Here is a 26,146-nt window from a genome sequence, read left to right as displayed (position 1 = left end):
CAGTCGGCGCGGCACGGCGCGCGGGAGTGGCGGGGGGGGGGCGCGCCGCGGGCGGGGGGGGGGGGGCGGCGGGCGGGGCGGGGGCGGGTCCCGGGGAGCAGGGGTGGGGGGGGGCGCGGAGGCGGGGGGGGGGGGGGGGTGGGGGGAGGGCGGCGGGGTCCGGGTCGGGAAAGGGGGCCAGGGGGCGGGCATGGGTGGCTCGGTTTCGGGGGCGGGAGCGGGGACGGTTCGGTGGGGCGGACGGCCGCTGGGGACCGCCCGGAGGCGCGACGGAGGACGCGACGGGGCACGGTGCGTGCCGGGGCGCAGGGCGCTGGGTGGGCGGGTCAGCCCGTGCAGTTTCGGGGGCGGGAGCGGGGACGGTTCGGTGGGGCGGACGGCCGCTGGGGACCGCCCGGAGGCGCGACGGAGGACGCGACGGGGCACGGTGCGTGCCGGGGCGCAGGGCGCTGGGTGGGCGGGTCAGCCCGTGCAGCGCGTGGTGCTCAGCTCGTTCGACCCCACGACGGTGTTGTCGCAGGAGACGGTGTTGCCCTCGACGGGCCGGAAGGCGAACGCCACCCCGGAGCTGTTGCCGAGGTCGACGGTGTTGTCGGTGAAGGTGTTGTCGGTCCCCCAGCCGGCCAGCAGCTCATGCGTCTGGAACCCGTCGAGGGGCGAGTCGACGCCACGGTTGCCCGTCACCGTCCAACCGTTGCCCTTGACGTCGACCCACGAGTCGGCGTGGTTCTCGCCCTGCATGCCGACGCCGTCGAAGGAGTTGTCCGACAGCGTCCCGCCGGTGGTGCCCTCCTTGATGTCGACGTTCTCGGCGGCGGTGTCGGAGATCGTGTTCCCGGTGACGACGTTGCGGTCGCTCCGGTCCTCCTGGCAGTCCGAGACCTTGCACCAGTTGCTCTTCGAGGACCCGACGTAGATGCCCTCGCCGAACTGCGGCTTCCGGAGTCCGGTCTTCGTGACCGAGCTGCCGCTCACCGTGTTGTCACTGCTGCCGGCGCGCAGGTGGATGCCCTCGTCGCCGATGTCGGTCACGGTGATCCCGTCGACGGTGGTGTGCTGGACGTCGTCGAACATGACGCCCTTCTGCCCGTTCTGCACCGTGAAGCCGGCGAGCCGCCAGTACGACGCCCCGTCGAGGTGCAGGACGTAGCCCTTGTCGGTGCTGCCACCGTCGAGCACCGCGTCGGTCGGGCCGCACAGGGTGATCGGCTGCGCGGCGGTCCCCGCGGCGCTGCCGGTGAAGTTGCCCGTGTACGTGCCCGGTGCCATCGCGATGACCTGGCCGGCGGTCGCCTTCGACAGCGCCGCCTCGAGCGCCTTCGTGGTCGAGACCGTCGTCGTCGCGTCGGCCGAGCAGGACAGGTCCGCCTGCTCGGCGTCCGGCGCCGTGGTCGGGGCAGTCGACGGTGCCGACCGGGAGGGTGCCGGCGTCGGAGCGGTGCTCCGCTCCGACGGGCGGGTCGTGGTGGCGGCACGCGGCGCGTCGGGCGTGCTCGCCGCGACCCAGACCCCGCCGACCACGACCGCGCCGACGACCAGACCGACGGCACCCACGACCAGGTGGGACCGGAACCTCCGCAGGGGTGTCGTCATCGGTCAGCTCGCCGTCTGCGGCGCCGCGCCGCCCGGGTCGGCGGCGTGTGAGCCCCGGGCCGTCGGCGCCGGGGGCAGACCGAGCGAGACCGGGTCGACCGCGCCGCGGGTGAAGCTCGACAACGGCGCGAGCTTGGCGTACGGGTGCTCGCGGCGACCGGCCCGGCGGCGTCGACGGATCCCGCCGATCGCCGCGATGAGCACGACGAGCAGGAGCACCGTCCAGAGCACGGTGAGCGGCTGGAAGATCGCGCGCAGGGTCACCAGGAAGGGCTTGGTCGAGTGCCACTCCACCGTGGTGTTGCCCTGCTGGGCGGCACCGTCGGAGCGGGCCAGGTCGATGGCGCTCGGCCCGGATCCGCGGACGGTGTTGTTCTCGATCTGCGTGCCGTCGGCGGCGCCGACCGTCGTGACGCCGTGCATCCGCGCGTCGGTGACGGTGTTGTTCGTCACGGACGACGTGGTGGCACCGCGCAGGTACACCCCGATGTCGGCGCCGCTGATCGAGTTCTCGGAGACCTCGGTCGCGCTCGGACCGTCGACCACGGCGATGCCGTTCTGCGCCGAGTCCTTCACCACGTTGTTCCGGATGACCACGTCGTCGGCGTCGTGCCGGACGACGATGCCCATCTGGTTGCCGGTGGCGGTCGAACCGCTGATGCGGACGTTCTTCCCGCCGATCACCTCGACGCCGTAGCGGCCGTTGTCGGCGCTCGTGCTGTCGGTGAGGGCGTTGTTGCCGTACGTGGTGGTCGGCATGCCGGCGGAGTTCGGACCGTCGGCGAGGCCGCTGCCGTTCAGGGTGATGCCGTTCCGCCCGTTGTCCGTGGCCTTGACCTGGCTGAACACGATGCCCGTGGACGCGCGGGTCATCTTCACGCCGTCCATGGCGTTGTCGGTGGACTGCACCGACGTGAAGGTCGAGTTCGTCACGTACCGGTGCAGCACCAGGCCGTCGATCAGCGAGTGCTCGACGGTGGCGTTCGACATCGTGACGCCGTCCGCGCTCGTGAGGAACAGCCCGTAGGCGTTGCCGTCGAACGTGACGTGCTGCACGAGCGCCGAGACGTAGCTGTAGGCACCGGCACTGGCCGAGCTCCCGCCGGTGCTCGGCAGCGCCCCGGTCGGCAGGATCGCGTTGCCGAAGACGTCCTGCGTCGTCCGCTTCGTCTTGCCCTGCTGGTCGCCGGACGCCTGGTCGAGCGTGGTGAGGTCGGTGCCGGTCAGCGAGACGCCGCCGGTCGTACCGCTCCAGAACCCGAGGTGCGAGAACGACGCGTACTTCAGCGTCGCGGTGCCGCCCTGGACCCGGACGTACGCCCGTCCGTCGGACGTCTGCGTGTCGACGGCACCGGCCTGCGGGTCCCACGCGTCGATCGCGACGGGGGACTTCGCCGACCCGACGACCTGCAGGCCACCGGCCTGCGTCACGATCGAGACGAAGCCGTCGTGGTTGCTCTTCATGTGGATGCGGAGGCCGTCCGGGCTCGCGAGCCGGAGGGTCGCGCCGTTCTCGACGACGATGTTCTCGCTGAGGAGCCACGAGCCGTCCGGCTGCTTCACGAAGGTGGACGGCGCGAGCTGCGTGAGGTCGTCGATCGTGTACGGGGCGCCACGCGCCACGAGCACGAGCGTGTACGACGACCCGGTCGCGAGGCGGTACGGCTGCGAGACCGCGAGCCCACTCCAGCGGGCCGCCGACGCGAGTGCCCGCACGTTGTAGATCCGGTCGTCCTCGGCGGAGACGAGCCGCGCCTCCTTGTCCGGATTGCCCTTGTACGGACGCCCGACCGCCGCGGACCCGGCGGCCGTCGCCGCCGAGCCGGATCCGCCGGTCGCCGAGCCGGACCCGCCGGTCGCCGCCATGGCCGCGGGCGGGGCGGCCACGCCGGCCAGGATGAGTCCCGCGCCGATCGCCAGCGCGGTCGTGCCGCGCAGGATCGTGGAGCGCACGCCGCTCATGCTGCCACCGCCTGGTCGTCGGAGGAAGCGGAGGCCGCGACCGCACCGGGCTGGACGACGACGCCGGGCGTCGGCCGCCGGGTCTCGGCGACGGGCTCCGGCTGGAGCGTGCGGGCCTGCTGCCCGTCGCCGCCGATCTGGTCGGCGTGGCGGGTGAGCCAGCCCTGCTTGTTCATCGTCACGAACGCGTACACCTTGATGGGGAGGGCCACCGCGATCACCACGAGGGCGAGCAACGGGAGCACGAGGAGGTCGAGGGGGTGCCGCTTGAGGTTCGAGGCCCCGCGGACGGCGCGGCCGAAGAGCAGCCAGCCGAGGGTGAAGAGGACACCCACCGCGCTCAGCTCGAGGCGGCTGAAGAGCAGGTACCACATCGTGATGCCCATGGTGACGGGGGTCAGGATGATCTGCAGCACGGTGATCTTCGTGACGAAGGGCACCCGCCAGACCCAGCCCTTCGCGATGGCGGTGAGGTAGGTGCGGTAGGAGTTGCGGCTCCAGCGGATGCGCTGCTTGAAGAACGCCTTGCCGCTCGCCGGGAACATCGACAGCGCCTTGGCCGACGACTGGTGCACGGTCTTGAAGCCGGACGCGATGACCAGCCAGGTCAGCCGTCCGTCGTCGCCCGCGATGCAGCGGCGGCCGAGGAAGAACTCGTTCTCGAGGTTGTCGAGCACCGGCATCACGGCCGACCGGCGGTACGCCGCGGTCCGGCCGGACAGGATCGGGACGGCTCCAGCGGCACCCATCGCCGGGACGTAGTTGAAGTAGCGCAGGTTGACGAGCCAGTCGGCGATGATCCGCCAGATGCTCGAGTTGCGCTGGTAGACGTTCTGCTGCGTCCCGACCCCGCCGACCCGCTCGTCGACGAACGGCATCTGCACGGACTCGAGCAGCCCCGGCTCCCACGAGGTGTCGGAGTCGACGAGCACGAGCACGTCGTACCTCGCCCGCCGGATCCCTTCACCGAGCGCGCTGCGCTTGCCGACGTGGTGGAACAGGACGGGCTTCACGGTCGGGTCACCGATCGCGACGATCCGCAGGTAGGCGTCGGTGTCCGCGACGTCGAGCACGATGATGATCTCGTCCGGGTGCTGCTCCCGCCAGCTCTCCAGGCACCGCAGCAGGATGTCGGGGTCCTCGTGGAAGGACGGCACGACGACCGAGGTGGACGTGCGGAACCCGTTCTCGACCGGCTTCGCGCGGGCGGAGAGCACCACGCGGTACAGCCAGAGCGACCAGACGATGACGCCGGCGATGCCGATCGGGAAGTACTTCAGGGCTTCGTGCCCGAAGGCGGCGAGGTTGTCGAGCACGACCTGGGTCGATGTCTGCGACGCGAGGAGGACGAGCGGTTGCATGAGGTTCGGGTCCTTCGTGCGGGTGTTCGGGTCGGGTACGGGTCGGCCGCTGGGTGGGCAGCACGGCGCCGCGCCGCGTGCGGGCAGCACGGGACGCACGGCGATCGGGAGGACGCAGAGCTCGACGAGGCTGGGTCGGCAGCGGTCGTGGCCGAGGCAACAGGCGACGACGACGGACCAGGAGGGAACGGGTGACCACTCGCCCCTGAGTGATCTCGTCACGCTGAACGTACTCTCGGGTCGGCGTACCCCACAAGCGGGGGGAATCCGCAATGCGGGATCGCGCAACCCCGCCAGCACGTGGATCGGCACTCACCGGTCACGTCCGGTGGGCACCCAGGTCACACCGGACTGGAGGATCGTGGCGCGTCCGCCTCGCCCCTCCTGAGCCGAGCGCTCGGCTCAGACCGGTCGGTCGTGCCGCGCGTCCGACAGGTCCGCGTCCCCCGCCGCTGCGCGCACCGCCACCGGAGCGGGGTCGACGGGGCTAGCGTCGGACCGGTGACCGACGACAGACGCCGCGAGGTCGGCAGCAGCGACGCCCCGGTGGAGGACGAGATCCACGAGTCCTTCGACGCGATCGTCGAGGAGGGCGCCGAGCGCCTGCAGCGCACGACCCGGGTCGTGCTGACGACCGGCTTCGCTGGTGGACTGGAGATCGGGCTCGGGGTGATGGGGTACCTCGCCGTCCTGCACGAGACCGACAGCCACCTCCTCGCGGGTCTGGCGTTCAGCATCGGGCTCATCGCGCTCCACCTCGCGCACAGCGAGCTCTTCACCGAGAACTTCCTCGTCCCCATCACGGCCCTCATCGCCCGGGAGGGCACGGTCGGTCAGCTGCTCCGGCTGTGGGTCGGCACCCTGCTCGCCAACCTCGCCGGCGGGTGGGTCGTGATGTGGCTCGTCGTGCAGGCGTTCCCGCAGTGGCACGGCGAGCTCGTCGAGGCCGGTCGGCACTACGTCGAGGCGCCCTTCGGCCTGCAGACCGCGGTCCTCGCCGTGCTCGGCGGGAGCACGATCACGCTCGTCACGAGGATGCAGCAGGGCACCGACTCGGACCCGGCGAAGATCGTCGCCGCCGTCGTCGGCGGCTTCCTGCTGTCTGGTCTGCAGCTCTTCCACTCGATCCTCGACTCGCTCCTGGTGTTCGGGGCGATCCAGGCGGGAGCGGAGCTGTCCTACGGGCAGTGGGCCGCGTGGTTCGGCTGGACGCTCCTGTTCAACGTCCTCGGCGGCCTCGTCCTCGTCACGGCGCTGCGGCTCGTGCGGTCCGCCGACCTCCTCCGTTCGCGGCGTCGGGACGCCCCGTCCGACCCGGCGCGGTCCGCGCGCGAGCGCGACGACGGCTGACGTCGGACGCGACCCGGAACCGGACGGGAGGATCGTGGCGGGTCCGCCACGATCCTCCCGTCCGGTGTGGAGCCGGCCACGCGACGGGCGCGACCGATGGCGGTCCGGCTAGGCCACGACGACCTTCGCCGCGACGAGCACGTCGTGCAGGTCGGGACGGAGCGCCTCCTGCGAGGTGGTGCGCACCCGGACGACGAGCACGATGCCCGGCTTCGCGAACGCCCGCGCCACCGTCGCCGACCACGACCCGTCCGAGTCCTGCGACGCGACGGACAGGAACTGCGCCGTGCCGCCGGTCGCGGTGGGCAGGAGCTGCTCCTCGAGCCGCTCGACCGGCGCACCCGACGCCGTGAACATCCGCTCCGTGGCGGCGCGGTCCCCCGCCGTCGGATCGAGGTCGGTGACCCGCTGCTGGGTGATGGTCGCGACCGAGCCGGCCGCGTTCGTGTACTCGCGGGACCCGGCGCTCGGGTCCTCGCCGGTCTGCGTCCAGCCGTCGAGCGCGGAGACCTCGAGCGCGAACGCGGGCAGTGTGCTCGCGGACAGCGCGTCGCCGTCCTCGAACCGGAGGTCGCGCGACGCGACGGCGGTCGGCGTGCTCGGGCTCGGCGCCGTGGTGGGCGTCGCGCTGGCGGTCGGCCGGGCGGCCGCGGTGCGCTGGACCGCGGGTGCCGGACCGGCGCATCCGGTGAGTGCGACGGCGACGACGAGCGCGGCGGCCGTGCCGGTGAGTGTGGTCGTGACGGACATCTGGATCCCCCTTGCCGCTGCCGAGCGCCCCGTGCACCGGCAGGTCCGTCCACCACGCTACCGACCGCGCCCGGGCGCGGTCCCGGCCAGGAACGGCCTGGGCGGTCAGGTGGTCAGGGCTCGGCCGCGCAGGCGGTCACTTGATCGCGCCCTTCGCGATGTCGCCGATGAACTGCCGCGCACCGATCAGGAACACCACGAGCAGGGGCAGCACGGAGAGCAGTGCGCCGGCCATCACCATGCTGTAGTTGTTCGCGAACGTCGTGTTCAGCTGTGCCATGGCGACCTGGAGGGTCAGGTGGTTCGGGTCGTTCAGCACGATGAGCGGCCAGAGGTAATCGTTCCACGAGCCGATGAACGTGAAGATCCCGAGGAAGCCCAGACCCGGCCGGATGAGCGGGATGCAGACGGTCCACCACTGCCGGAAGAACCCGGCGCCGTCGATGACCGCGGCGTCGAGGAGCTCGTCGGGGATGCTCGACAGGATGTACTGCCGGAGCCAGAAGATGCCGAAGGCGTTCGCCGCGGCCGGGACGATGAGCGCCTGCAGGTGCCCGACCCAGCCGAGGTTCGTCATCGTGATGAACTGCGGGATGATCGACAGCTGCATCGGCAGCATGAACGTCACCAGGACGATCGTGAACAGGGTCTTCCGGAACGGGAAGTCGAACTTCGCGAAGGTGAACGCGGCGAGCGAGTCGAAGAACAGCACGAGCACCGTGACGCTGACCGAGACGATCACCGTGTTGAGGAGCGCCCCGCCGAAGTCGATCTTCTGGAACACCTCGCCGATGTTCTGGAAGAGCCAGGGTCCGGGGACGAACACGGGCGGCGACTTGTAGATGTCGCTCGTGGTGTTGCTCGCCATCACGAACAGCCAGTACAGCGGGAACACCGAGACCACGGCGCCGATGGTGAGCAGCGTGTAGAGCACGACGCGGGACGCCCCCGGGCCGCGACGGCGGCGACGGGTGACGGCGGTGCGGGTCACCGGGGCGTCGGTGTCCGGACGGGTCAGGACGGTCACGAGCGCGCCTCTTCCTTGCGGCCGGCGGTGAAGCGCCAGCTGATGATCGTGAACACGACGACGATGAGGAACACGCCCCACGCGATGGCGGCGCCGTAGCCGAAGCGGTTGAAGCCGAAGGCCTGCTGGTAGAAGTACAGGACCATCGTCAGACCGCCCTGCCCCGCACCGCCGCTGTTCGTCGAGCCGGCCGTCGTGGTGAGGACCTGCGCCTCGGTGAAGCTCTGCAGGCCCGTGATGGTGCTCACGACGAGCACGAAGATGACGGTCGGGCGCAGGAGCGGCAGCGTGATGGAGAAGAAGCTCCGGAAGGCGCCGGCACCGTCGATCTTCGCGGCCTCGTAGACCTCGGCGCCGATCGACTGCATGCCCGCGAGGAAGATGATCGCGTTGTAGCCGGTCCACTGGTACGTGATGAGCAGCGACACCGTGACCTGGATCCCGAGCGGGGTCGACAGCCACGGCACGGCGGGCAGCCCGATCCCCTGCAGCAGCGTGTTCGCGAGCCCGAAGTTCTGGCCGAAGATCGAGCCGAACAGCACCGCCATCGCGACGACCGAGGTGATGTTCGGCACGAAGTAGGCGATCCGGAACGCCGTGCTGAAGCGGACGGCGTTGTTGAGCATCGCGGCAACGGCGATCGCGATGACGAGCATCGGGAAGGTCGACAGGGCGAAGATGACGAAGGTGTTCCGGATCGACAGGTAGAAGGTCGGGTCGGCGAACAGCTTCTGGAAGTTCTCCAGTCCGACCCACGTCGGGTCGCCCAGCCCGTTCCAGTCCTGGAACGACAGCACGAGCGAGTACAGCGTCGGGTACAGGCCGAACGCGATGAACAGGACGAAGAACGGCGCGACCGCCAGGTACATCGGCCAGGTGCGGCGGAGGCCCCGCCGGCGGGGCCGGGTCTGCTGACCCGGCCCCGCGAGCGACGGCGCGACGGTCGTCGTCACTTCGCTGACTCCAGCGCGGCCTTCGCGGCCTTGACGGCGTCGTTCCACGCCTGGTCGGGGTCCTTGCCGCCCTGGACGTTCGTCAGCTCGGTCAGGTACGGCGCGCCGACCTGCGCGTCGTACGGGCTGGTGTACTTCGTCGGCATCGACGCGATCGACTCCTGGAACACCGAGACCGTGTCCTGCCCGCCGAAGAACGTGTCCCCGCTCGTGAGGGCCGACTCGGTGAGCGCCTTCGACGAGGACGGGAAGTTGCCGACCTGGCTGTAGGTCGTCGCCTGGGCGGACGGGGCGACCATGGCCTCGATGACCTTGAGCGCGGTCTTCTTGTCGGCGGTCGACGCCGGGATGGTGAGGAACGAGCCGCCGGCGTTGCCCGGGCCGCCGGGGGTGGCCGTGACCCGCCACTTGCCCGAGGTGTCCGGTGCGGCACTCTTGATGTCACCGGCGTGCCAGGCGGCCCCGATCACGGTCGGGAGCTTGCCCTGGTTCACCGCCGACGCCCAGTCCGGGCTGCCGTCCTCGATGCCCGCGACGACACCGTCCTGCTTCGCGGTGACCGCACGGTCCCACGCTTCCTTCACGGTCGCGTCGTCGCCGGTGAACTTCCCCGACCCGCTCACGAAGCCGCTGTCGGCCTGCGCCATCGACCACGAGAACACGTCGCCCATGGACACCTCGAGCGAGGCGCCCGTCTTGGCCTTGAGCTCCTTGCCGAAGGCGAAGTACTTGTCCCAGGTGCTCGTCGCGTCGGCGACGGCGGCCGGGTCGCTCGGGAGTCCGGCCTTCGCCAGCACGTCCTCGCGGTAGAACAGCGCGGACGGGCCGATGTCGGTCGGGATGCCGATGAGCTTGCCGTCGGCGGTCGTGGCCTCGGCCAGCTTCCACTTCGGGAACTGCGCCAGGTACGACGCGGGGACGAGGTCCTTCAGGTCGGTGAACAGGCTCGACTGCTGCAGGAAGTAGGGCATGTCCTCGCCCTTGACGCCGGTGACCGACGGAATGTTCGTCTTGCCGGTGAAGGTCGTGACGAGCTTCTGCTTGAAGTCGCCGCCGATCACGTTGACCTGGAGCTTGTCGGACGCGAACTCCTTCTTGGCGCTCGACACGACCGAGTCGCCGACGGCGCCGGGCCAGAGCCAGGCGGTGAGCTTGCCGGTCGAGGCCGATGATCCGGCCGAGCAGCCGGTGAGGACGAGGGCGGCCGCGACCGCGGTGGCGAGGACCGCGGCGGTGCGGCGACGCTTCGTGGTGGTGCGCATGGGGTCTCCTGGGGTCGGGGGAAGGGAGCGGGTGCGGTGGAGCGGGTGGGTCAGGGGGTCCGGATCGCCGGTCCGGCGAGGACCGACGGGAGGCTCGTGGTCACGAAGCCGTACCGGTCCGGGTCCGCGGCGGCCGGGTTGGCGGCCAGCCACGGGGCGAGTTCGGCGCGTCGGGGCGCGCCCGCGGCGCCGCCCGGTCGCGAGACGGTGATCGCCGCGACGAGCGCGGCGAGGTCGATGCGCTCGCGGAGCGGCAGCTCGGCGAGCGTCCCGACGGCGAGGGCGGCGCAGAACACGTCGCCGGCGCCGGTGCTGTCCACGGCGCGGACCCGGACCGGCGGCACGACGACCTGCTCCCCGGTGGACGAGTCGACCGCGACCACGCCGTCGGCGCCGAGCGTCACGACGGCGAGGGGCACCCGCTCGGCGAGCAGGCGCGCGGCACGGACCGGGTCGTCGGTGCGCGTGTAGGCGAGGGCCTCGTGCGCGTTCGGGGTGAAGGCGTACGCGCCGTCGATCGCGTCGAGGAGCGCGGGGTCCCACGCGCCGGTCGGGTCCCAGCCGACGTCCGCGAAGATCCGGAGGCCGCGGTCGGCACTCCCGCGGACCCACTCGGCGGTGGACGCGTCGACGTGCAGGGCCGCGACGCGACCGCCTGTCGGCGGGAGCAGGTCGGGCAGCGCGAGCGGTGCGGGGGTCCCGCCGGTGACGATCGCGCGGTCGCCGTCGTGGTCGATGCACGCGCTGACCGGGAGCGCCCACCCGGGGACCTCCCGGAGGAGCGCCGTGCCGATCCCCTCGCGGACGATGGCCGCGCGGCAGAGCCCCGACAGGTCGTCGTCGCCGACCGCGGCGCAGACGTCCGTGGTCGCGCCGAGCCGGGCTGCGGCGATCGCGAAGTTGGCGATGCCGCCGGGGGTCCAGCCGAAGTGCGGCGTCCAGACCTCCTGCCCGGGCCCGGGGGCCTGGGGCAGGTCGGCGAAGACGGCGTCGAAGAACAGCTGGCCCGCGACGAGCACGTCGGCGTCGGTGCTGCGGTGCGTTCGATCGTCCATCGGATCTCCGTCGGCTCTGGTGGTGTTGTGGAAGCTACAACACCGATCGATCAAGAGCAAGCAACTTTTTGTTCGTTCATGCTTGCGTTCTGAGCGAAGTTGATCGGTATGCTGCTCGGCATGAAGGACATCCGGGACATCGCGATCCTCGACCACCTGCGGGCGGTACGGGCGGCGTCGGTGACCGACCTCGCCGAGGCGACGGGGTCGAGCATCGCCACGATCCGACGTGACCTGCAGCGGCTCGACGAGGCCGGACTGCTCCGTCGGACCCGGGGCGGCGCCGTCCTGGCGGACCCGCACGAGGGCGACGCCCCCTTCCCGGAGGTCGAGACCGTGAACCGTGACGCGAAGGCCCGGATCGCCCGGGCCGCGGCCGAGCTGGTCGAGGACGGGCACACCGTCGTGCTCGACATCGGCACGACCGTGCTCCAGCTCGCGCTCCTGCTGCGCGGACGGCCGATCACGGTCATCACCGCGAACATGGCCGTGTTCGAAGCCCTCAAGGACGCCCCCGCGACGCACCTCGTGCTCCTGCCGGGCGACTACGACCCCGTCTACCACTGCGTCTCGGGGCACCTGACCACCGACTCGCTCCGCCTGATCCGCGCCGACCACGCCTTCCTCGGCGTCAGCGGGATCTCGGCGAGCGGCGACCTGCGCGACACCACGATCGCGCAGGTCCCCGTCAAGCAGGCGATCGCCGACGCGTGCGACGAGGTCACCGTCCTCGCCGACAGCAGCAAGTTCCCCGGCACCGGGGCAGCACGCATCGACCTGCCCAGCTCGATCGTGCGGGTCGTCACCGACGACGAACCGCCGGTCCCGGTCGCCGCCGCGTTCGCCGCGCACGGCGTGGAGGTCATCGTCACGTGAAGCTCGTCATGATCGGCGGGGGCGGGTTCCGCACACCGCTCGTGTACTCCGCCCTGCTCCGCGACCGCGCCCCCGGGCGGGTCACCGAGGTCGCCCTCGTCGACGTCGACGCGGGCCGCCTCACCACGATGGCCCGGATCCTCGCCGACCAGGCCGACGGCGTCGCGGACGCGCCGATCGTCTCCGTGCACACCGACGTCGAGGCCGCCCTGCCCGGCGCCGACTTCGTCTTCTCGGCGATCCGTGTCGCCGGCATGGAGGGCCGTGCAGCGGACGAGCGCATCGGCCAGTCGCACGGCGTGATCGGCCAGGAGACGGTGGGCTTCGGGGGCATCTCGTACGCCCTCCGCACGCTCCCCACCGTGATGGCGCTCGCCCGGACCATCCAGCGCCTGGCGCCGGACGCCTGGGTGATCAACTTCACGAACCCCGCCGGCGTCGTGACCGAGGCGATGTCCACCGTCCTCGGGCACCGGGTGATCGGCATCTGCGACTCCCCGATCGGGCTCGCCCGTCGGGCACTCGGCACGATCGGCGTCCAGCACGGGCCGGACGTCGAACTCGAGTACGCGGGTCTGAACCACCTCGGCTGGCTCACCGCGATCCGCGTCGACGGCGTCGACCGGCTGCCGGAGGTCCTCGCCGACGCCGGTCGGATCGAGTCCTTCGAGGAGGGCAAGCTCTTCGGTGCCGAGTGGATCCAGGCCCTCGGCGCGCTGCCGAACGAGTACCTGCACTACTACGCCTACCGCCGCGACGTCCTGCAGGCCGACCAGTACGCCCCGCACACCCGGGCGCGGTACCTCGTCGAGCAGCAGGACCGGTTCTGGGCCGCCGCGGCGTCGTGCGACCACCCGTTCCACGCCTGGCAGGACAGCCGGAACGAGCGCGAGGCCACCTACATGGCGACGAACCGCGACTCCGCCGGGATGGGCGACCGCGACCTCGAGGACATGACCTCGGGCGGCTACGAGGACGTCGCACTCGCGCTCATGCGGGGCATCGCGTACGACCAGCGCGCCCGGCTCATCCTGAACGTCCGGAACGGCGGCGCCCTCGCCGGACTCGACGTCGACGCCGTCGTCGAGGTGCCCTGCACGGTCGACGCGACCGGTGCCCACCCGGTCCCCGGCGCCCGCGTGCCCGACTTCGGGCTCGGCACCGTGACCGCCGTGAAGTACGTCGAACGCCAGACCATCGAGGCGGCACTGCACGGTTCGCGCGCCGCCGCCCTCCGCGCCCTCGCGCACCACCCGCTCGTCGACTCGGTGCGCGTCGCGCGCGCCCTGCTCGAGGACGCGCGGTCCACGTTCCCGCACCTGTCCTACCTGACCTGACCCGCGCCTCCCGGCCGTCCCCAGCCCACCGCCCGGTCCGCCCCTCCCCAGGAAGCCCGCCATGCACCAGAACCAGCAGCTCGTCGAGGCGCGCATCGAGCGCGTCCTGAACGAGCGGATCGTCCCCGCCGTCCACCAGGCCCGCACGCCCGTGACCCTCGCCGCGTGGCAGGTGCCGGACGAACCCGTGCCGGCGGCCGAGGCGCTCGCCGCCGAGTACCGGCCGTTCGCGGTCGGCGAGTCCTGGGGGCGGGCGTGGTCGACGTGGTGGTTCGAGGTGACCGGAGCAGTCCCCGCGGAGTGGGCCGGACGGACCGTCGAGCTGCTCGTCGACCCGGGCTTCCAGGGCGACTGGCCCGGCAACCAGGCCGAGGGGCTCCTGCACACGCCGGACGGCACCCCGGTGAAGGGCATCCACCCGCGGAACCACCACCTGCGCATCGCGGACCGGGCCGTCGGCGGTGAGCAGGTGCACCTGTACCTGGAGATGGCGGCGAACCCGGACATCCTGGTGAACGAGTTCGTCCCGACGACGTTCGGCTCGAAGAGGACCGCGCCCGAGACCCCGATCTACACCTTCCGCACCGCCGAGCTCGCCGTGTTCGAGCCCGAGGTCTGGGCGCTGCGCTTCGACGTCGAGGTGCTGTTCCAGATGGTGAAGGAGCTCCCGGAAGCCGACCCGCGCCGCCACGAGGTGCTCCGCGACCTGGAGCGCGCGATGGACGTCCTGGCGCTCGACGACATCGACGGCACCGCGGCGGCCGCCCGGGCCGAGCTCGCCGGGGCCCTCGCCAGCCCCGCGAACCCGTCCGCGCACCGCCTGAGCGGCATCGGCCACGCGCACATCGACACCGCCTGGCTCTGGCCGATCCGCGAGACCAAGCGGAAGACCGGCCGGACGTTCTCCAACGTGCTCGCGCTGGCCGAGCAGTACCCCGACTTCAAGTTCGCGGCCTCGAGTGCCCAGCAGTACGCCTGGGTCAAGGAGCGATACCCCACGGTGTTCGCGGGCATCAAGGCGGCGATCGCCCGCGGCCAGTGGATCGTCGTCGGCTCGCAGTGGATCGAGCCGGACGGCAACCTGCCCGGCGGCGAGGCGATGGTGCGCCAGGTCACGCAGGGGCTGCGCTTCTTCGCCGACGAGCTCGACGTCGAGACGCACGGCATCTGGCTGCCCGACTCGTTCGGGTACACCGCGGCCTTCCCGCAGATCGCGAAGCTCGCCGGGCTGGAGTGGTTCCTCACGCAGAAGCTGTCCTGGAACCAGACGAACACGTTCCCGCACCACACGTTCTGGTGGGAGGGCATCGACGGCTCCCGGATCTTCACGCACTTCCCGCCGATCGACACCTACAACGCGACGCTCGAGGGCGAGGAACTCCACCACGCGGTCCGGCAGTTCCGCGAGAAGGGCGCCGCGACGACGTCCCTCGTGCCGTTCGGCTACGGCGATGGCGGCGGCGGCCCGATCCGCGAGATGATGGAGCGCCAGCGCCGCGTCGAGTCGCTCGAGGGATCGCCCCGGGTGGAGGTCGAGCACCCGGACGACTTCTTCGCCCGGGCCCGCGAGGAGTACCCGGACGCCCCCGTCTGGGTCGGCGAGCTCTACCTCGAGCTGCACCGCGGCACGTTCACCTCGCACGCCCGCGAGAAGCGTGGCAACCGCCGGGCCGAGCACCTGCTGCGCGAAGCCGAGCTCTGGTCGACCGCCGCCGCACTGCAGGGGGCGCCGTACCCGTACGAGTGCCTGGACGAGCTCTGGCAGGCCACGCTCCTGCAGCAGTTCCACGACATCCTGCCCGGCTCGTCGATCCGCTGGGTGCACGAGGAGAACGAGGAGAGCTACCGGCGCAACCACGCCGAGATCGAGCAGCTGACCGCGCGGGCCCTCGCCCACCTCGGCGCCGCCGGGGTCGTCGCGAACGCCGCGGACCACGACCGCCGCGAGCTCGTCCTCGACGCGGACGGCACCCCCGTCGGCGTGGTCGAGGCCCGTGCGCACGCGCTCTCCCCGCTGACCGTCGTCACACCGGAGCACCCGGTCACGGCGACGCAGGGCGCGGACGGCACCGTGCTCGACAACGGCCTGGTCCGCGTGCACGTCGACGGCGACGGGCTCGTCGACTCGATCGTCGACCTCGTCCACGACCGGGAGCTCGTGCCCGCCGACCGCTCGGCGAACCTGCTGCACCTGCACGAGGACCTGCCGAACGCGTGGGACGCGTGGGACGTCGACGCGCACTACCGGCGATCCGTCGTGGAACTCCGCGCCGCCGAGTCCGTCGAGCTCACCACCGACGGCGACCTGCGGGCCGTCGTCCGGGTCCGCCGGCTGTTCGGGTCCTCCGAGCTCGTGCAGACGATCGCCGTGCACGCCGACGACGTCCGGGTCCACCTCGGGGTCGACCTGGAGTGGCGGGAGCGCGAGAAGCTCCTCAAGGCGTCGCTGCCCTTCGTCGTGCACGCGCAGCACCACAGCGCCGAGATCCAGTTCGGGCACCTGCGCCGGCCGACCCACACGAACACCTCGTGGGACGACGCCCGCTTCGAGGTGATGGCGCACCGCTGGGTGCACGTCGAGGAGCCCGGCTACGGCATCGGCGTGACGAACGCCGGCACGTACGGCCACGACGTCACCCGCCGCGTCGGCGCGCACGGCGAGGTCGAGACCGAGGTCCGCCTCAGCCTGGTGCGCGGGGCGCAGTCCCCCGACCCCGAGCAGGACCTCGGGCACCACACGTTCGCCTACACGGTGCACCCGGGCGCGGACGTCGCGGCGGTCGTCGCGAGCGGGTACGACGAGAACCTGCCGCTGCGGGTGGTGCCCGCGGCGGGCGACACCGCTGCCGACGGCACGGGCGCGACCGTGACGGCACCGGTCGTGTCGTCGTCGCCCGGGGTCCGCGTCGAGTCGGTGAAGCTCGCAGACGACCGCTCCGGCGACGTCGTGGTCCGGCTGTACGAGGCGCTCGGCGCCCGCTCCGACACGGAGCTCGACCTGCGGGTCGACGCGGTGTCCGTCGAGCAGGTGGACCTGCGCGAGCGTCCGCTCGCGGACCCCGCGCTGACCGCGCGGCGCTTCGCGTGGTCGGGTGGGACGGTCGCGCTCGGGCTGCGGCCGTTCCAGGTGGTGACGCTGCGCATCCGGCCGCGCGGCGCCTGAGGCGGCGGGAGCCGCGGCGGGGCTGCGTCGACGGACTGGAGGCACGGTGCGGGTGGGCCGATCGGCTCACCGGCACCGTGCCTCCGATCCCGGGCCGTGCCACGATCGGAGCATGCCTGACGACGGACGACCCCTGGCACGACTCGGCTTCCTGACCATCGGGTCGTTCGACCCTGCAGCACCCGGAGCCGGTCACGAGGACACCCTCCGCACGATCGAGCGCGCCGAGGCGCTCGGCTTCGACAGCGCCTGGCTCCGCCACCGCCACCTGCAGCACGGCATCTCGTCTCCGGTCGCGGTCATGGCGGCCGCGTCGCAGCGGACCTCCCGCATCGCACTCGGCACCGCGGTCACGCCGATCGGTGCGGAGAACCCGTTCCGCCTGGCCGAGGACCTGGCCACGGTCGACGTGCTGCTCGGCGGGCGGCTGCAGCCGGGCTTCTCGTCCGGGACGCCGATGCACTACGACCTGTACCGCGAGGCGATCCACCCCGACACCGCCGAGCACGAGGACCTCGGCGAGACCCGGCTGCTGCGCTTCCGTGACCTCGTCCGCGGTGACCCGGTCACCGGGCCCGTCGGACGCCGGGGCATCGAGGAGTTCGCCTCCACGGTCCAACCGCACAGCCCGGGCCTGGTCGACCGGCTCTGGTACGGCACCGGGAGCACGCGCTCGGCGGTCTGGGCCGCGCGGAACGGGTTCCACCTGCTCACGTCGAGCGTCACCCGGAGCGAGGTCGGCACGGACTTCGCCACGAACCAGCGCGCACAGGTCGAGGCCTACCTCGACGCACATCCCACGCCGGAGCACGCGCGGGTCTCGCAGGGACTCGTCGTCGTGCCGACGGACACCGCGACGCCCGAACAGGTAGCGCGGTACCGGGCCTACGCCGCGTCCCGCGCGGACCGGGTCGGCGTCCCGCAGGGGCCGGCGGGCATGCTGTTCGCCGCCGACCTGGTCGGGACGTCCACCGAGATCGCGGACCGTCTGCGCGCGGACGCCGGGTACCAGGTCGCGACGGAGGTCGCCTTCGCCCTGCCGTTCTCGTTCGCACCGGACGACTACACGCAGATCGTGACGGACATCGCGGAGCGCCTGGGCCCCGAGCTCAGCTGGTCCCCCACGCCCCGCGTCTGACACCCCGAGGTCCGGCCAGCCCGCGCCGACCGGTCGGTCACCGTCGGCGTTCGACGGTCACCGGACGTGTCACGGCACCGGGTTCCCACGCGACCCCGCCGGTCGGCGCAACGGCCCACAGAGCGGGCCGATCTCGACCACGTCGGTACCGGAGGCGCGGTGGTCACCCGCACCGCGCCTCCCGTCTCCTGCCGGACCCGGCATCGCAACCCGACCAACGGAGCAATTCGGCTACGTCTCAGGCGGGTCCGCCGTCGACGGGTGGAGACGCCGCACCTCGGCGTGCATCTGCTCCCACGTGATCTCACCGGCAGCCCACCGGTCCTGCAGCTCGTGCACCGCATCGGACGCACGACCTCCTTCGAGCGCAGTGGACCCCCGTGCTTCATCGACGATCTGTCGCCGCCGGTCGTGCTCATCGGGGCTCAGCCGCGAAGGCCGTCGCGGTCGGAGCACAGGGAAGCCGTACTTCGCTTCGAGCTGCGCCGCTGCTTCTTCGTACGTCAGCGAGCCGTCGAGGATGCCGCGCGCCCGCTCCAGCGCCTCAGCGTCGGGGAAGCGCCCGGCGAGCTGCTGACCCTTCTCGATCATCGCCATGGCCTGCTCGAGTGCGTCACCGCTCAGCGGCCGTCGATCGTCGTTCATCGCACCCCTCCAGAGGATGCAGCGAGCGTAGCTCGTGCGGCCGCCGCCGAGCGCCGACAGTGCGGCACCGCGACCGTCGTCACTGGTTGTTTCCAGTTCGTCGTGGTGCGGTGAGCGGGTGATGTTCTTCGCCGACGAACCGGACCCGCTCAATGCTGCACCCATGGACGAGCCTCCTCGGGATCCACGGCACGGGCCATCGGAGGATGAGCTGCCGGGTGTGCTCGGGTACGGACTGCGGCGGGGATCGTCCAAGGCGTCTCGATCGAAGCGCTCAGTGTCACGGGACTGCCCATGGCGTCTCAGTAGCCGATGACGATCGCTATGGGCCGCATCGTCGGTGCCGACCATCTACCGGTACCGACCACGAAGCCCCCGACTGCTCACTCCGGCCGGGGGCTTCGTCCTGCTGGATGCGGTTGCTGCGGCTCGCGGACGCTTTGCTCAGTGGACTGTGATCGGGGCAGCGAGCAATGCGTCGATCTGGGTGCTGGTCGGTGCTGTTGCTGGTCCGTGTTGTGTCACCGCGAGGGCGGCGGCGGCGTTGGCGCGTCGAACAGCAGCAGTCAATGGATCCCCGCGAGTCAGGGCCGCGATGAGCACGCCGCCGTGAGCGTCACCTGCACCGTTTGAGTCCACCGCATCGACGGTGAAGCCTGGAACCAGGACTGGGCTGTGCCCGGGCTCGGCGACCCAGCAACCTGCTGCACCGTCACGTGCCAGCGCGACGCCGCGTGCACGCCCGGCGATCGCGGCGACTGCCCCGGATAGCTCGGCCTCGGTCGGCGCCATCAGCCGTGCCTCGCGCGCGTTGGCGCTGACAACGTCGGCTCTCGTCATCACGGGTTCCAGCACCGTGGGCGACAGCGTGTCGACCAGCGGGGAGGGATCAAGAACTACGCGCACGTCGTCGGGGACGGTGCTCAGCCAGTCGGCGATGGCTGGACCGTTGGTGGTGTGAGCGAGCCCGTAGCCGGATACGAACACCGTGTCTTCAGAGCGGAGCTCGACCCGGTCGAGGTCCGCTCGGGTGAGGGAACCCTCCGCTCCGACGCTCGTGACGAACGTGCGCTCGGTCGATGCGTCCACTAGTGCGACGCAGTAGCCGCTGTCGACGTCCTCGAGCCCGGGCTGGACGACGTCGACGCCGGACTCCTCGAGAGCTGCGCGGACGACGTCGCCGAACGGTCCCGTGCCGTACTGGCCCGCGAAGACCACCGGCAGACCGTCGCGGGCAGCGGCGACCATGGTGTTGAGGCCACCGCCGGCGGTGATCGACGACGCCGAGGCGATGACGTCCCCTCCCGGTTCCGGGACGGCGTCGACGCGCAGGACGATGTCGACTATGACGTTGCCGACGGAGACGAGCCGCCCCATCAGGACCGGGCCTCCGTCGGAGCGACGACCTGACCGCGTGCTCCGCCGGTGAGCAGGTACGCTGCCGCCGCGACGACGAAGGTGACGACCCAGCCGAGGCCGTTCGCGCCGATCCAGCTGTCTGACAGCGCACCGACGTAGATCGGGTGCGCGCTGCCGACCTGGATCGAGGTGAAGAGGAAGCCGACGACGATCGCGACGACCCAGGCGCCGAGGGCTCCCCACGCGACGCCGCCGCGGTACCAGTAGCGGCCGCCGGGGCGCAGGTCGAGGAGTGCCGTCGGGTCGTACCAGCGGCGGCGGAGCATGTCGGCGGTGAACACGCCGAGCCAGGCGGTGATCGGGACGGCGAGCACGGAGATGAACGTGATGAACGGCGCGTAGAAGCCGTCCGCGACGAGCATGAAGTACATCGCTCCGAGCGTTGTGACGACCACGTCGACCCCGACCGCCCAGACCCGGGGCACCTTGACGCCGAGCGTGAGCGTCGTGAGGCTCGCCGAGTAGACGGAGAGGTGGTTCGACAGCAGCAGCCCGCCGAACGCAGCGATGAGGTACGGAATCGCCATCCAGCTCGGCAGCAGATCACGGATTGCTGCAACCGGGTCACCGGCCTGCGCAAGGGTCGGATCGCCTGCGGAGACGAGGGCGCCGAGGCCGACCAGAACGACCAGTGGAATCCCGGCTCCGGCCGCGCTCGCGCTGATGAGTGCGCCGGCCTTCACCGACGTGCGGGTGTAGCGGGCGATGTCCGCGCCTGCGGTTGCCCATCCGATGCCGGTGCCCGCGGCGATGGTGCCGACACCGATCACCAGCGCGGCGACGGGGCCCGCGGGCTGGGCGCCGACGACGTCCCAGTTGACTCGGACGATCAGGAAGACAGCGACGAAGACGTTGAGGGCGCCGAACACCCAGGTCGCCCACTTCTGCACGGCGACGATGAACGCGTGCCCGAGGCCGGAGACGAGCACGGTCGCGGCGACGAACACGAGGATTGCGACGATGGTCAGCACCGGGTTCGCCTTGGCGTCTCCGTTGGTACCGAACAGGATCGTGAAGAGCGACAGGAGCACGAAGGCCGCTGTGGTGGTGTTCACGGTCTCCCACCCGAGGCGGGACAGCAGCGACACGGCGGTCGGTCCGATGTTGCCGCGGACACCGAACACCGCCCTGCTCAGGGTCAGCCCGGGCGCGCCACCTCGGCGGCCGGCGATCGAGATGACGCCAACGACCGCGAAGGAGCCGGCGGCGCCGATCACCGCGACGAGCAGCGCCTGCCAGATGTTGAGGCGCTGGAACGCTACGAGGGTCGCGCCGAGGGGTAGGCCGAGGATCGAGATGTTCGCCGCGAACCAAACCCAGAAGAGGGCGCCTGGTGCGCCGTTGCGTTCATCGTGGGGGACGGGTTCGATGCCGCGTTGCTCGATCGTGGTCAGGGTACCACTGGAGAGCGTGGTGGTGTCTTGGGCCATGGGGTCCTCTTACATCATTGGAAGGGTGCTGCGTGAAAGGGATGATCGGACGGCGGCGGCCACGGAGAACCGCCACCCTCCGGTCAGGTCAGGCCGATTGACGAAGCGCGAGAAGCCCGTCGACCAGCGGATCGAGTCTCAGGTGATTGACGGTGGTGACGGCGTCCACCGCATCGGAAGGCCAGGCGTCAGGTCCGTGTACCGCTCCGAGGACGGCACCCGCCATCGCAGCGATCGTGTCGGTGTCGCCGCCGATCGATGCCGCCGTGCACAGCGTCTCCCAGGGGTCTTCGTCGAGCGAGACGAGGGCGAGCGCTGCGACGACGGATTCCTGGCTGGCGACACTCGTGCCGATGAGTTGTGAGACGGCGTCGATGCGATCGGCCGGCGGCACGGTCGGTAGATACTCGATTGCCCACGTCGTCCGGGCCGCGATGTCGGCACCAGCGATCCAGTGGCCGCGATGGGTGCCGATCGTTGCGGCAGCGATCGCGGCGTCGAGCGCTTCGGCTCGGGTGGCGCCGTCGATTCCGGCGCTCACACCGGCGGCGATCGCGCTTGCGCCCGCTATCCCGAGCCCAGTGTCGTGGGTCACACGTGAGGCGTTCTGCACGGCGTCGACCAGGCGGACGAGGTCGACTGACGGCACGGCGATCCCGACCGGGGTGATGCGCATCGCGGCGCCGTTGGTGGTGCCGGTCGATCCGGCTTCGGACGCCGGGACACCGTCGAGGATCCTCTGCACGGCAGTTTTGGTACTCGGCCCCAGTAGATCGAGCGAGCCTTTTGCCTCCATCGCACGTTCCCACGCGATGAGTGCTTCAGCGAAGCGGGTCGGGTGGAGTCGCCCTCTGCCTTCGAGGAGCAGCTCGGCGACGAGCACAGCCTGTTCGGTGTCGTCGGTGATCGTGCCCGCGGGCATGCCGGCAGCGATTCGCTGGTGTGGTCCGGCGTCGACGAAGCCGGTGATCCTCCCGTGGTCAGCGCGGATCTGCGCGAGTGACATGGATTGGGTCGGCATGCCGAGTGCGTCGCCGATCGCGAGGCCGGTCATCGCGGCAAGAGCAGCGGTCTGGTGAGTCACGGAGTCCTGTCGGGTCGAGAGTGTGGTCACGGCGCTGTTCCGAAACGCATGTGCAGTCGGAAGCGATCTGGGTCGAGCAGACTGTCGACGCGCTCGACGAACACGCCTTCGGCAGTGCGCGAGACGCGGCGGCTTCGAAGAAAGGGTGTGCCGTCGGCGCGCTCGAGCAGGCGGGCATCGTTCGTGTCGAGCGGCACGACGTCGATCCACTGCTCGGCGCTTGAAGGGATGAGGCCGGCTTCGGCGATGGTGGCGGTGAGCGAGTCGTCGACGAGGCCTTCGATGATCGCGGACGCAAGACGTCCCACGTGCGGCAGGATGCTCCGCTCAAGCGATACGGGCCGCTCGCCAGTGACGGCACGGATGCGGTCCACCGCGACGAATACGGGAGTGGCCGCGTCGAGCTCAGCTTGCAGGTCCGGACTGTCCAGGCGCGCGATCCGCAGGATACGAGTCGTTACCTCGGTGCCCGAGGCAGCGATCGAGCGGGCCCATCCGCCGCGTGGATCGAGCGTCGCCCCGTCGAATGTCACGACCGACCCGACACCCCCGTGAGTCGAGATGTACTCATCGTCAGCCAGGTCCGCGAGAGCGGCGCGAACGGTGCCGCGGCTCACTTCATAGCGAGCAGCGAGGTCGTGCTCACCCGGCAGACGTTCACCGGCTCGGTACCGTCCCGTGGCGATCGCGTCACGGAGGGCGTCAGCGACCAAGCGTCGCTTCGATGAGACAGGCATGGCCGAAAGAGTACATGTACAAGACCTGTTCAACAACCACTACGAGTTGATGCTCGCGGACGATGGCGGTCGCAACTCGTCAACACACCACCCGCCAGGTGTTGCGGACGATCGGAGAGGCGGCGCTTGAGGTCGGCGTTGGCCGTCGCGCAGGAGCTTGGTAGCCCTCGCGTCGTGCTCGTCGGTTGCGAGACAGGGCCGAGGCGGCTCCGAGTGCGAAGTGGGTAGCGTCGGCGGCGGCTACAGGAGCGCCGGTATCGGTGTCCGACAGCCGGTCCTTCAGTGGGCACCGCCTGCCCGCCTCTTCTCGCCACGCCGGCTCCGGTCTCAGATGGCTGGTCCGGCGATGGTCTCACCGAGGGCTCGGTATGTGGACGTCGGAGCCGCCTCCTCCTGTCGCGGGTCATGGGTCGTCGTCGTTCGATCTGCTCGCTCGAGGAGGATGGGCGCGGCACGGCGGTGTGTGCGCTGCCGGAGCCGTCGCCGGTGTTTGCGTACTTCCAGTCACCCGGTCGTCTGGTCCGACGACGTGTCGCTCGGGCGCCCCGCCTGGCCGGTGACGCAGTGCCGGTGGAAGCAGGTCACGGTGAGACCGAGCTGGTCACGAGCGCCACGTCGAGTCCCGCCGCGGAGAGCCGGGTGACGGCGCCCCGGCTGTCCGCTCGGGCTCGACCACTCCGCAACCAGTCCGCGAACGTCACGACACCCACCACCATCACCACGACGCAGACGACGAGGGACGCACCAGCGAAGCCACAGCCGACGCCGAGCACCAGGCACCCGTCGCCGAGGACGCACGCCGTGATCGACCGGATCAGGAGTACGGGGCTCTCCACGCAGAGGCCCGCTCTCGCTCTTCGCACCTCTGGACGGGGTCCGTCGCACACCCGTTCTCCGGCTGCGATGACTCGAAGCCGTTCGTACCCGGGCAGCGCGTGCCACCAGCGGATCAACAACGCATCCCGGCCGGTGCCGAGGGCATCGGTCGCGGCGACGTCGTGCGGCATCGGCACGGAGCCTTGCCGGTGCTCGTGCACCACGGACTCGTCCTCCTCCCCCGGCAGGTGACAGAACGTGGTCCGCAGCCGCGTCACCGGGTCGGTGAGCGTGTCCGTACCCACGGACTGATCCGCAGCCGCCGCACGACGACCGGCCGTGATCGCACGGCCGGTACAGAATCGCGGAGCGCATGCGCACCGAGTTCGGATGGTCCCACGCGCCCCGCACCTGACGGCGCCCGGCGGCCGCACCGCCCGCCGACCGCCGCCGCCGCCGCCAGCCGCCCCTACCGCTTCAGGTTCGTCAGCTCCTGCAGCACCTCGTCGCTCGTGGTGATGATGCGCGCGTTCGCCTGGAACCCGCGCTGCGCCACGATCAGGTTCGTGAACTCCTGCGACAGGTCGACGTTCGACATCTCGAGCGTGCCCGACGCCAGCTGCCCGACCCCGGGGTCGCCCGGCGCACCGACGGTCGCCTGCCCCGAGTTCGCGGTGGCGCGGTAGCCCGACGCCCCGGTCTTCTCGAGGCCGGCCGGGTTCGCGAAGGTCGCGAGCGCGATGCGGCCGATCGCCAGCGATGCGCCGTTCGAGAAGGTGCCGACGACGGTGCCGTCCTTCGCGATCGAGTAGCCCTGCAGGGTGCCCGCGGCCTTGCCGTTCTGCGACGCGATCGAGGACGTGTCGAGCGTCGCGAAGCCGCTGAGCTGCGTCATGTCCACGGCGATCCCGCCGACGGTCAGCGAGCCACCTGCGGTGAGCTTGCCGTCCGCACCGAAGGCCAGCGTGCCGGTCCCGGTGCCGCCCTGGCCGTCGGTGCCGGCGACGGACCACCCGGTGGCGGTCCGCGTGTACGTCAGCGTGAGGGTCTGCTTGGTGCCGGACGCGTCGAACACCGTCGACTCGCGTACGCGCGTCCCGCCCACGGCGGTCTCCGACGGCAGGTTGCCCGTGACGGTCGCGGTCGTGGTGCGCGTCGCCGGTGCTGCGGCGTCGAGCGGCAGGACGATGTCGCCGAGCTGGCCGCCCTGGTTCACGACGCCGTTCGTCGCGGGGTAGCCCTGCACGATCTTGCCGTCGGCGGACACCAGGCGACCGTCGGCATCGAAGTCGAACGCGCCGGCGCGGGAGTACACGGTGTCGTTGCCGAGGCGCGTGACGAAGAAGCCGTCGCCGGAGATCATCAGGTCGGTGGCCTTGCCGGTGGCCTGCGCGGAGCCCTGTGCGAAGTTCGTCGAGACCCCGGCGACCTGGACGCCGAGACCGATCTGCGCGGGGTTCGTCCCACCGATGCCGGTCTGCGGTCCTCCGGCGCCCTGGGTCATCTGCGACAGGGTGTCCTGGAAGACGGTGGACGACGACTTGAAGCCGACGGTGTTGACGTTCGCGATGTTGTTGCCCGTGACGTCGAGCATCTCCTGGTGGGAGCGGAGGCCGGAGATCCCGGAGTAGAGCGAGCGGAGCATGAGGTGTCCCTTTCAGAACGAAGAACGAAGGAGAAGAGCGGGACCGCGTCAGGCGGTCGTGATACCGGAGATCACGTCGAGGTCGACCTCCTTCCCGTTCACGGTCACGGTCGGCACGCTCGACGCGTACGACACGGCGGTGGCGGTCCCCGTGACGGCGGATCCGGAGGCGGCGTCGGTGTAGCTGACCTGCTTCCCGACGAGGTTCGCGGCGGCGATGCGCATCTGCAGCGAGAAGTTCTCGTTCGCCGTCGTGGTCTGGTTGGTGACCTGCTCCATCATCGCGAGCTGCGTCTGCTGGCTGATCATCTGGTTCGTGTCCATCGGCGACGACGGGTCCTGGTTCCGCAGCTGTGTCACGAGAAGCTGCATGAACACCTCGGAGTCCATGGTCTGCGACTTCTTCGTGGTGCTGTTCGCCGCGAGGGCCGCGGCCTGCGCCGCGGTGTCGACGGAACCGGTGATGCCGGAGAGGGGCATGGTCGTGGCCTTTCAGGCGAGGACGTCGAGTCCGACGGCGCGGACGGTGGACGGACGGGGGGT

21 protein-coding genes are annotated in these 26,146 nt (G+C 71.1%); 5 read left to right on the top strand and 16 right to left on the bottom strand.

Annotation, left to right across the window (positions count from 1 at the left end):
- Positions 1-462: 462 nt before the first annotated feature.
- Genes HUN59_RS11725 through HUN59_RS11715 form a run of 3 tightly spaced genes read right to left on the bottom strand, consistent with a single transcriptional unit; the run spans position 463 to position 4,916 of the window.
- Positions 463-1,593, bottom strand: coding sequence for a right-handed parallel beta-helix repeat-containing protein (locus tag HUN59_RS11725; RefSeq protein ID WP_174778449.1), 1,131 nt, complete (start codon positions 1,591-1,593; stop codon positions 463-465).
- A 3-nt stretch (positions 1,594-1,596) separates the two neighbouring features.
- Positions 1,597-3,546, bottom strand: coding sequence for a right-handed parallel beta-helix repeat-containing protein (locus HUN59_RS11720; RefSeq protein ID WP_174778448.1), 1,950 nt, complete (start codon positions 3,544-3,546; stop codon positions 1,597-1,599).
- Between the two features lie 5 nt (positions 3,547-3,551).
- Complete coding sequence (locus HUN59_RS11715; RefSeq protein WP_174778447.1) at positions 3,552-4,916, bottom strand: glycosyltransferase; 1,365 nt, start codon at positions 4,914-4,916, stop codon at positions 3,552-3,554.
- Between the two features lie 501 nt (positions 4,917-5,417).
- Here HUN59_RS11715 and HUN59_RS11710 point away from each other — a divergent pair.
- The gene (locus HUN59_RS11710; RefSeq protein ID WP_174778446.1) at positions 5,418-6,266 is read left to right on the top strand and encodes a formate/nitrite transporter family protein; all 849 of its coding nucleotides are present in this window, start codon (positions 5,418-5,420) and stop codon (positions 6,264-6,266) included.
- 108 nt (positions 6,267-6,374) lie between these two features.
- Here HUN59_RS11710 and HUN59_RS11705 read toward each other — a convergent pair whose 3' ends face one another.
- The 5 genes from HUN59_RS11705 to HUN59_RS11685 all read right to left on the bottom strand — a co-directional run bounded on the left by HUN59_RS11705 (position 6,375) and on the right by HUN59_RS11685 (position 11,313).
- A complete protein-coding gene (locus HUN59_RS11705) occupies positions 6,375-7,016 on the bottom strand; it encodes a hypothetical protein (RefSeq protein ID WP_174778445.1) in 642 nt (213 codons plus the stop codon).
- Positions 7,017-7,152: 136 nt separating this feature from the next.
- Positions 7,153-8,043, bottom strand: coding sequence for a carbohydrate ABC transporter permease (locus HUN59_RS11700; RefSeq protein WP_217483544.1), 891 nt, complete (start codon positions 8,041-8,043; stop codon positions 7,153-7,155).
- Positions 8,040-8,996 carry a carbohydrate ABC transporter permease gene (locus HUN59_RS11695; RefSeq protein WP_229666709.1) on the bottom strand — a complete coding sequence of 319 codons (957 nt, stop codon included), beginning with the start codon at positions 8,994-8,996 and terminating at the stop codon, positions 8,040-8,042. Before HUN59_RS11695 ends, HUN59_RS11700 begins: the two co-directional genes overlap by 4 nt.
- Positions 8,993-10,258 carry an ABC transporter substrate-binding protein gene (locus HUN59_RS11690; protein ID WP_174778444.1) on the bottom strand — a complete coding sequence of 422 codons (1,266 nt, stop codon included), beginning with the start codon at positions 10,256-10,258 and terminating at the stop codon, positions 8,993-8,995. The genes HUN59_RS11695 and HUN59_RS11690 overlap by 4 nt, the downstream gene beginning before the upstream one ends.
- A gap of 50 nt (positions 10,259-10,308) precedes the next feature.
- Positions 10,309-11,313 carry a carbohydrate kinase family protein gene (locus tag HUN59_RS11685; RefSeq protein WP_174778443.1) on the bottom strand — a complete coding sequence of 335 codons (1,005 nt, stop codon included), beginning with the start codon at positions 11,311-11,313 and terminating at the stop codon, positions 10,309-10,311.
- 120 nt (positions 11,314-11,433) lie between these two features.
- Here HUN59_RS11685 and HUN59_RS11680 point away from each other — a divergent pair, with 120 nt between their 5' ends.
- From HUN59_RS11680 to HUN59_RS11665, 4 genes are all read left to right on the top strand, one after another.
- Complete coding sequence (locus HUN59_RS11680) at positions 11,434-12,189, top strand: DeoR/GlpR family DNA-binding transcription regulator (RefSeq protein ID WP_174778442.1); 756 nt, start codon at positions 11,434-11,436, stop codon at positions 12,187-12,189.
- Positions 12,186-13,526 (top strand): 6-phospho-beta-glucosidase, encoded by a 1,341-nt coding sequence (locus tag HUN59_RS11675; protein WP_174778441.1) that lies wholly within the window; start codon positions 12,186-12,188, stop codon positions 13,524-13,526. The genes HUN59_RS11680 and HUN59_RS11675 overlap by 4 nt, the downstream gene beginning before the upstream one ends.
- Before the next feature lie 61 nt (positions 13,527-13,587).
- Complete coding sequence (locus HUN59_RS11670; RefSeq protein ID WP_174778440.1) at positions 13,588-16,689, top strand: alpha-mannosidase; 3,102 nt, start codon at positions 13,588-13,590, stop codon at positions 16,687-16,689.
- Positions 16,690-16,801: 112 nt separating this feature from the next.
- The gene (locus tag HUN59_RS11665; RefSeq protein ID WP_174778439.1) at positions 16,802-17,827 is read left to right on the top strand and encodes an LLM class flavin-dependent oxidoreductase; all 1,026 of its coding nucleotides are present in this window, start codon (positions 16,802-16,804) and stop codon (positions 17,825-17,827) included.
- 231 nt (positions 17,828-18,058) lie between these two features.
- On the opposite strand, the gene HUN59_RS11660 is transcribed toward HUN59_RS11665, so the two are convergent.
- From HUN59_RS11660 to HUN59_RS11625, 8 genes are all read right to left on the bottom strand, one after another.
- Entirely contained in the window at positions 18,059-18,637 is a 579-nt protein-coding gene (locus HUN59_RS11660) for an antitoxin VbhA family protein (RefSeq protein ID WP_174778438.1), read from the bottom strand.
- Positions 18,638-18,916: 279 nt separating this feature from the next.
- Positions 18,917-19,849 (bottom strand): PfkB family carbohydrate kinase, encoded by a 933-nt coding sequence (locus HUN59_RS11655; protein ID WP_174778437.1) that lies wholly within the window; start codon positions 19,847-19,849, stop codon positions 18,917-18,919.
- Entirely contained in the window at positions 19,849-21,321 is a 1,473-nt protein-coding gene (locus HUN59_RS11650; RefSeq protein WP_174778436.1) for a purine-cytosine permease family protein, read from the bottom strand. Before HUN59_RS11650 ends, HUN59_RS11655 begins: the two co-directional genes overlap by 1 nt.
- 88 nt (positions 21,322-21,409) lie before the next feature.
- Positions 21,410-22,435: an ADP-ribosylglycohydrolase family protein gene (locus HUN59_RS11645; RefSeq protein ID WP_254629863.1), complete on the bottom strand. Its 1,026-nt coding sequence runs from the start codon at positions 22,433-22,435 to the stop codon at positions 21,410-21,412.
- The gene (locus tag HUN59_RS11640; protein WP_114851061.1) at positions 22,432-23,142 is read right to left on the bottom strand and encodes a GntR family transcriptional regulator; all 711 of its coding nucleotides are present in this window, start codon (positions 23,140-23,142) and stop codon (positions 22,432-22,434) included. Before HUN59_RS11640 ends, HUN59_RS11645 begins: the two co-directional genes overlap by 4 nt.
- A gap of 581 nt (positions 23,143-23,723) precedes the next feature.
- On the bottom strand, positions 23,724-23,978 hold the full coding sequence (locus tag HUN59_RS11635) for a hypothetical protein (RefSeq protein ID WP_174777124.1): 255 nt from the start codon (positions 23,976-23,978) through the stop codon (positions 23,724-23,726).
- Positions 23,979-24,427: 449 nt separating this feature from the next.
- Entirely contained in the window at positions 24,428-25,603 is a 1,176-nt protein-coding gene (locus HUN59_RS11630) for a flagellar hook protein FlgE (RefSeq protein WP_174778435.1), read from the bottom strand.
- 48 nt (positions 25,604-25,651) lie between these two features.
- Positions 25,652-26,083 (bottom strand): flagellar hook assembly protein FlgD, encoded by a 432-nt coding sequence (locus HUN59_RS11625; RefSeq protein ID WP_141861407.1) that lies wholly within the window; start codon positions 26,081-26,083, stop codon positions 25,652-25,654.
- Positions 26,084-26,146: the final 63 nt, after the last annotated feature.

This window comes from Curtobacterium sp. Csp2 (assembly GCF_013347165.1).
Note: the sequence above shows the minus strand (reverse complement) of the source record. Positions and strands in the feature narration are given on the sequence as shown.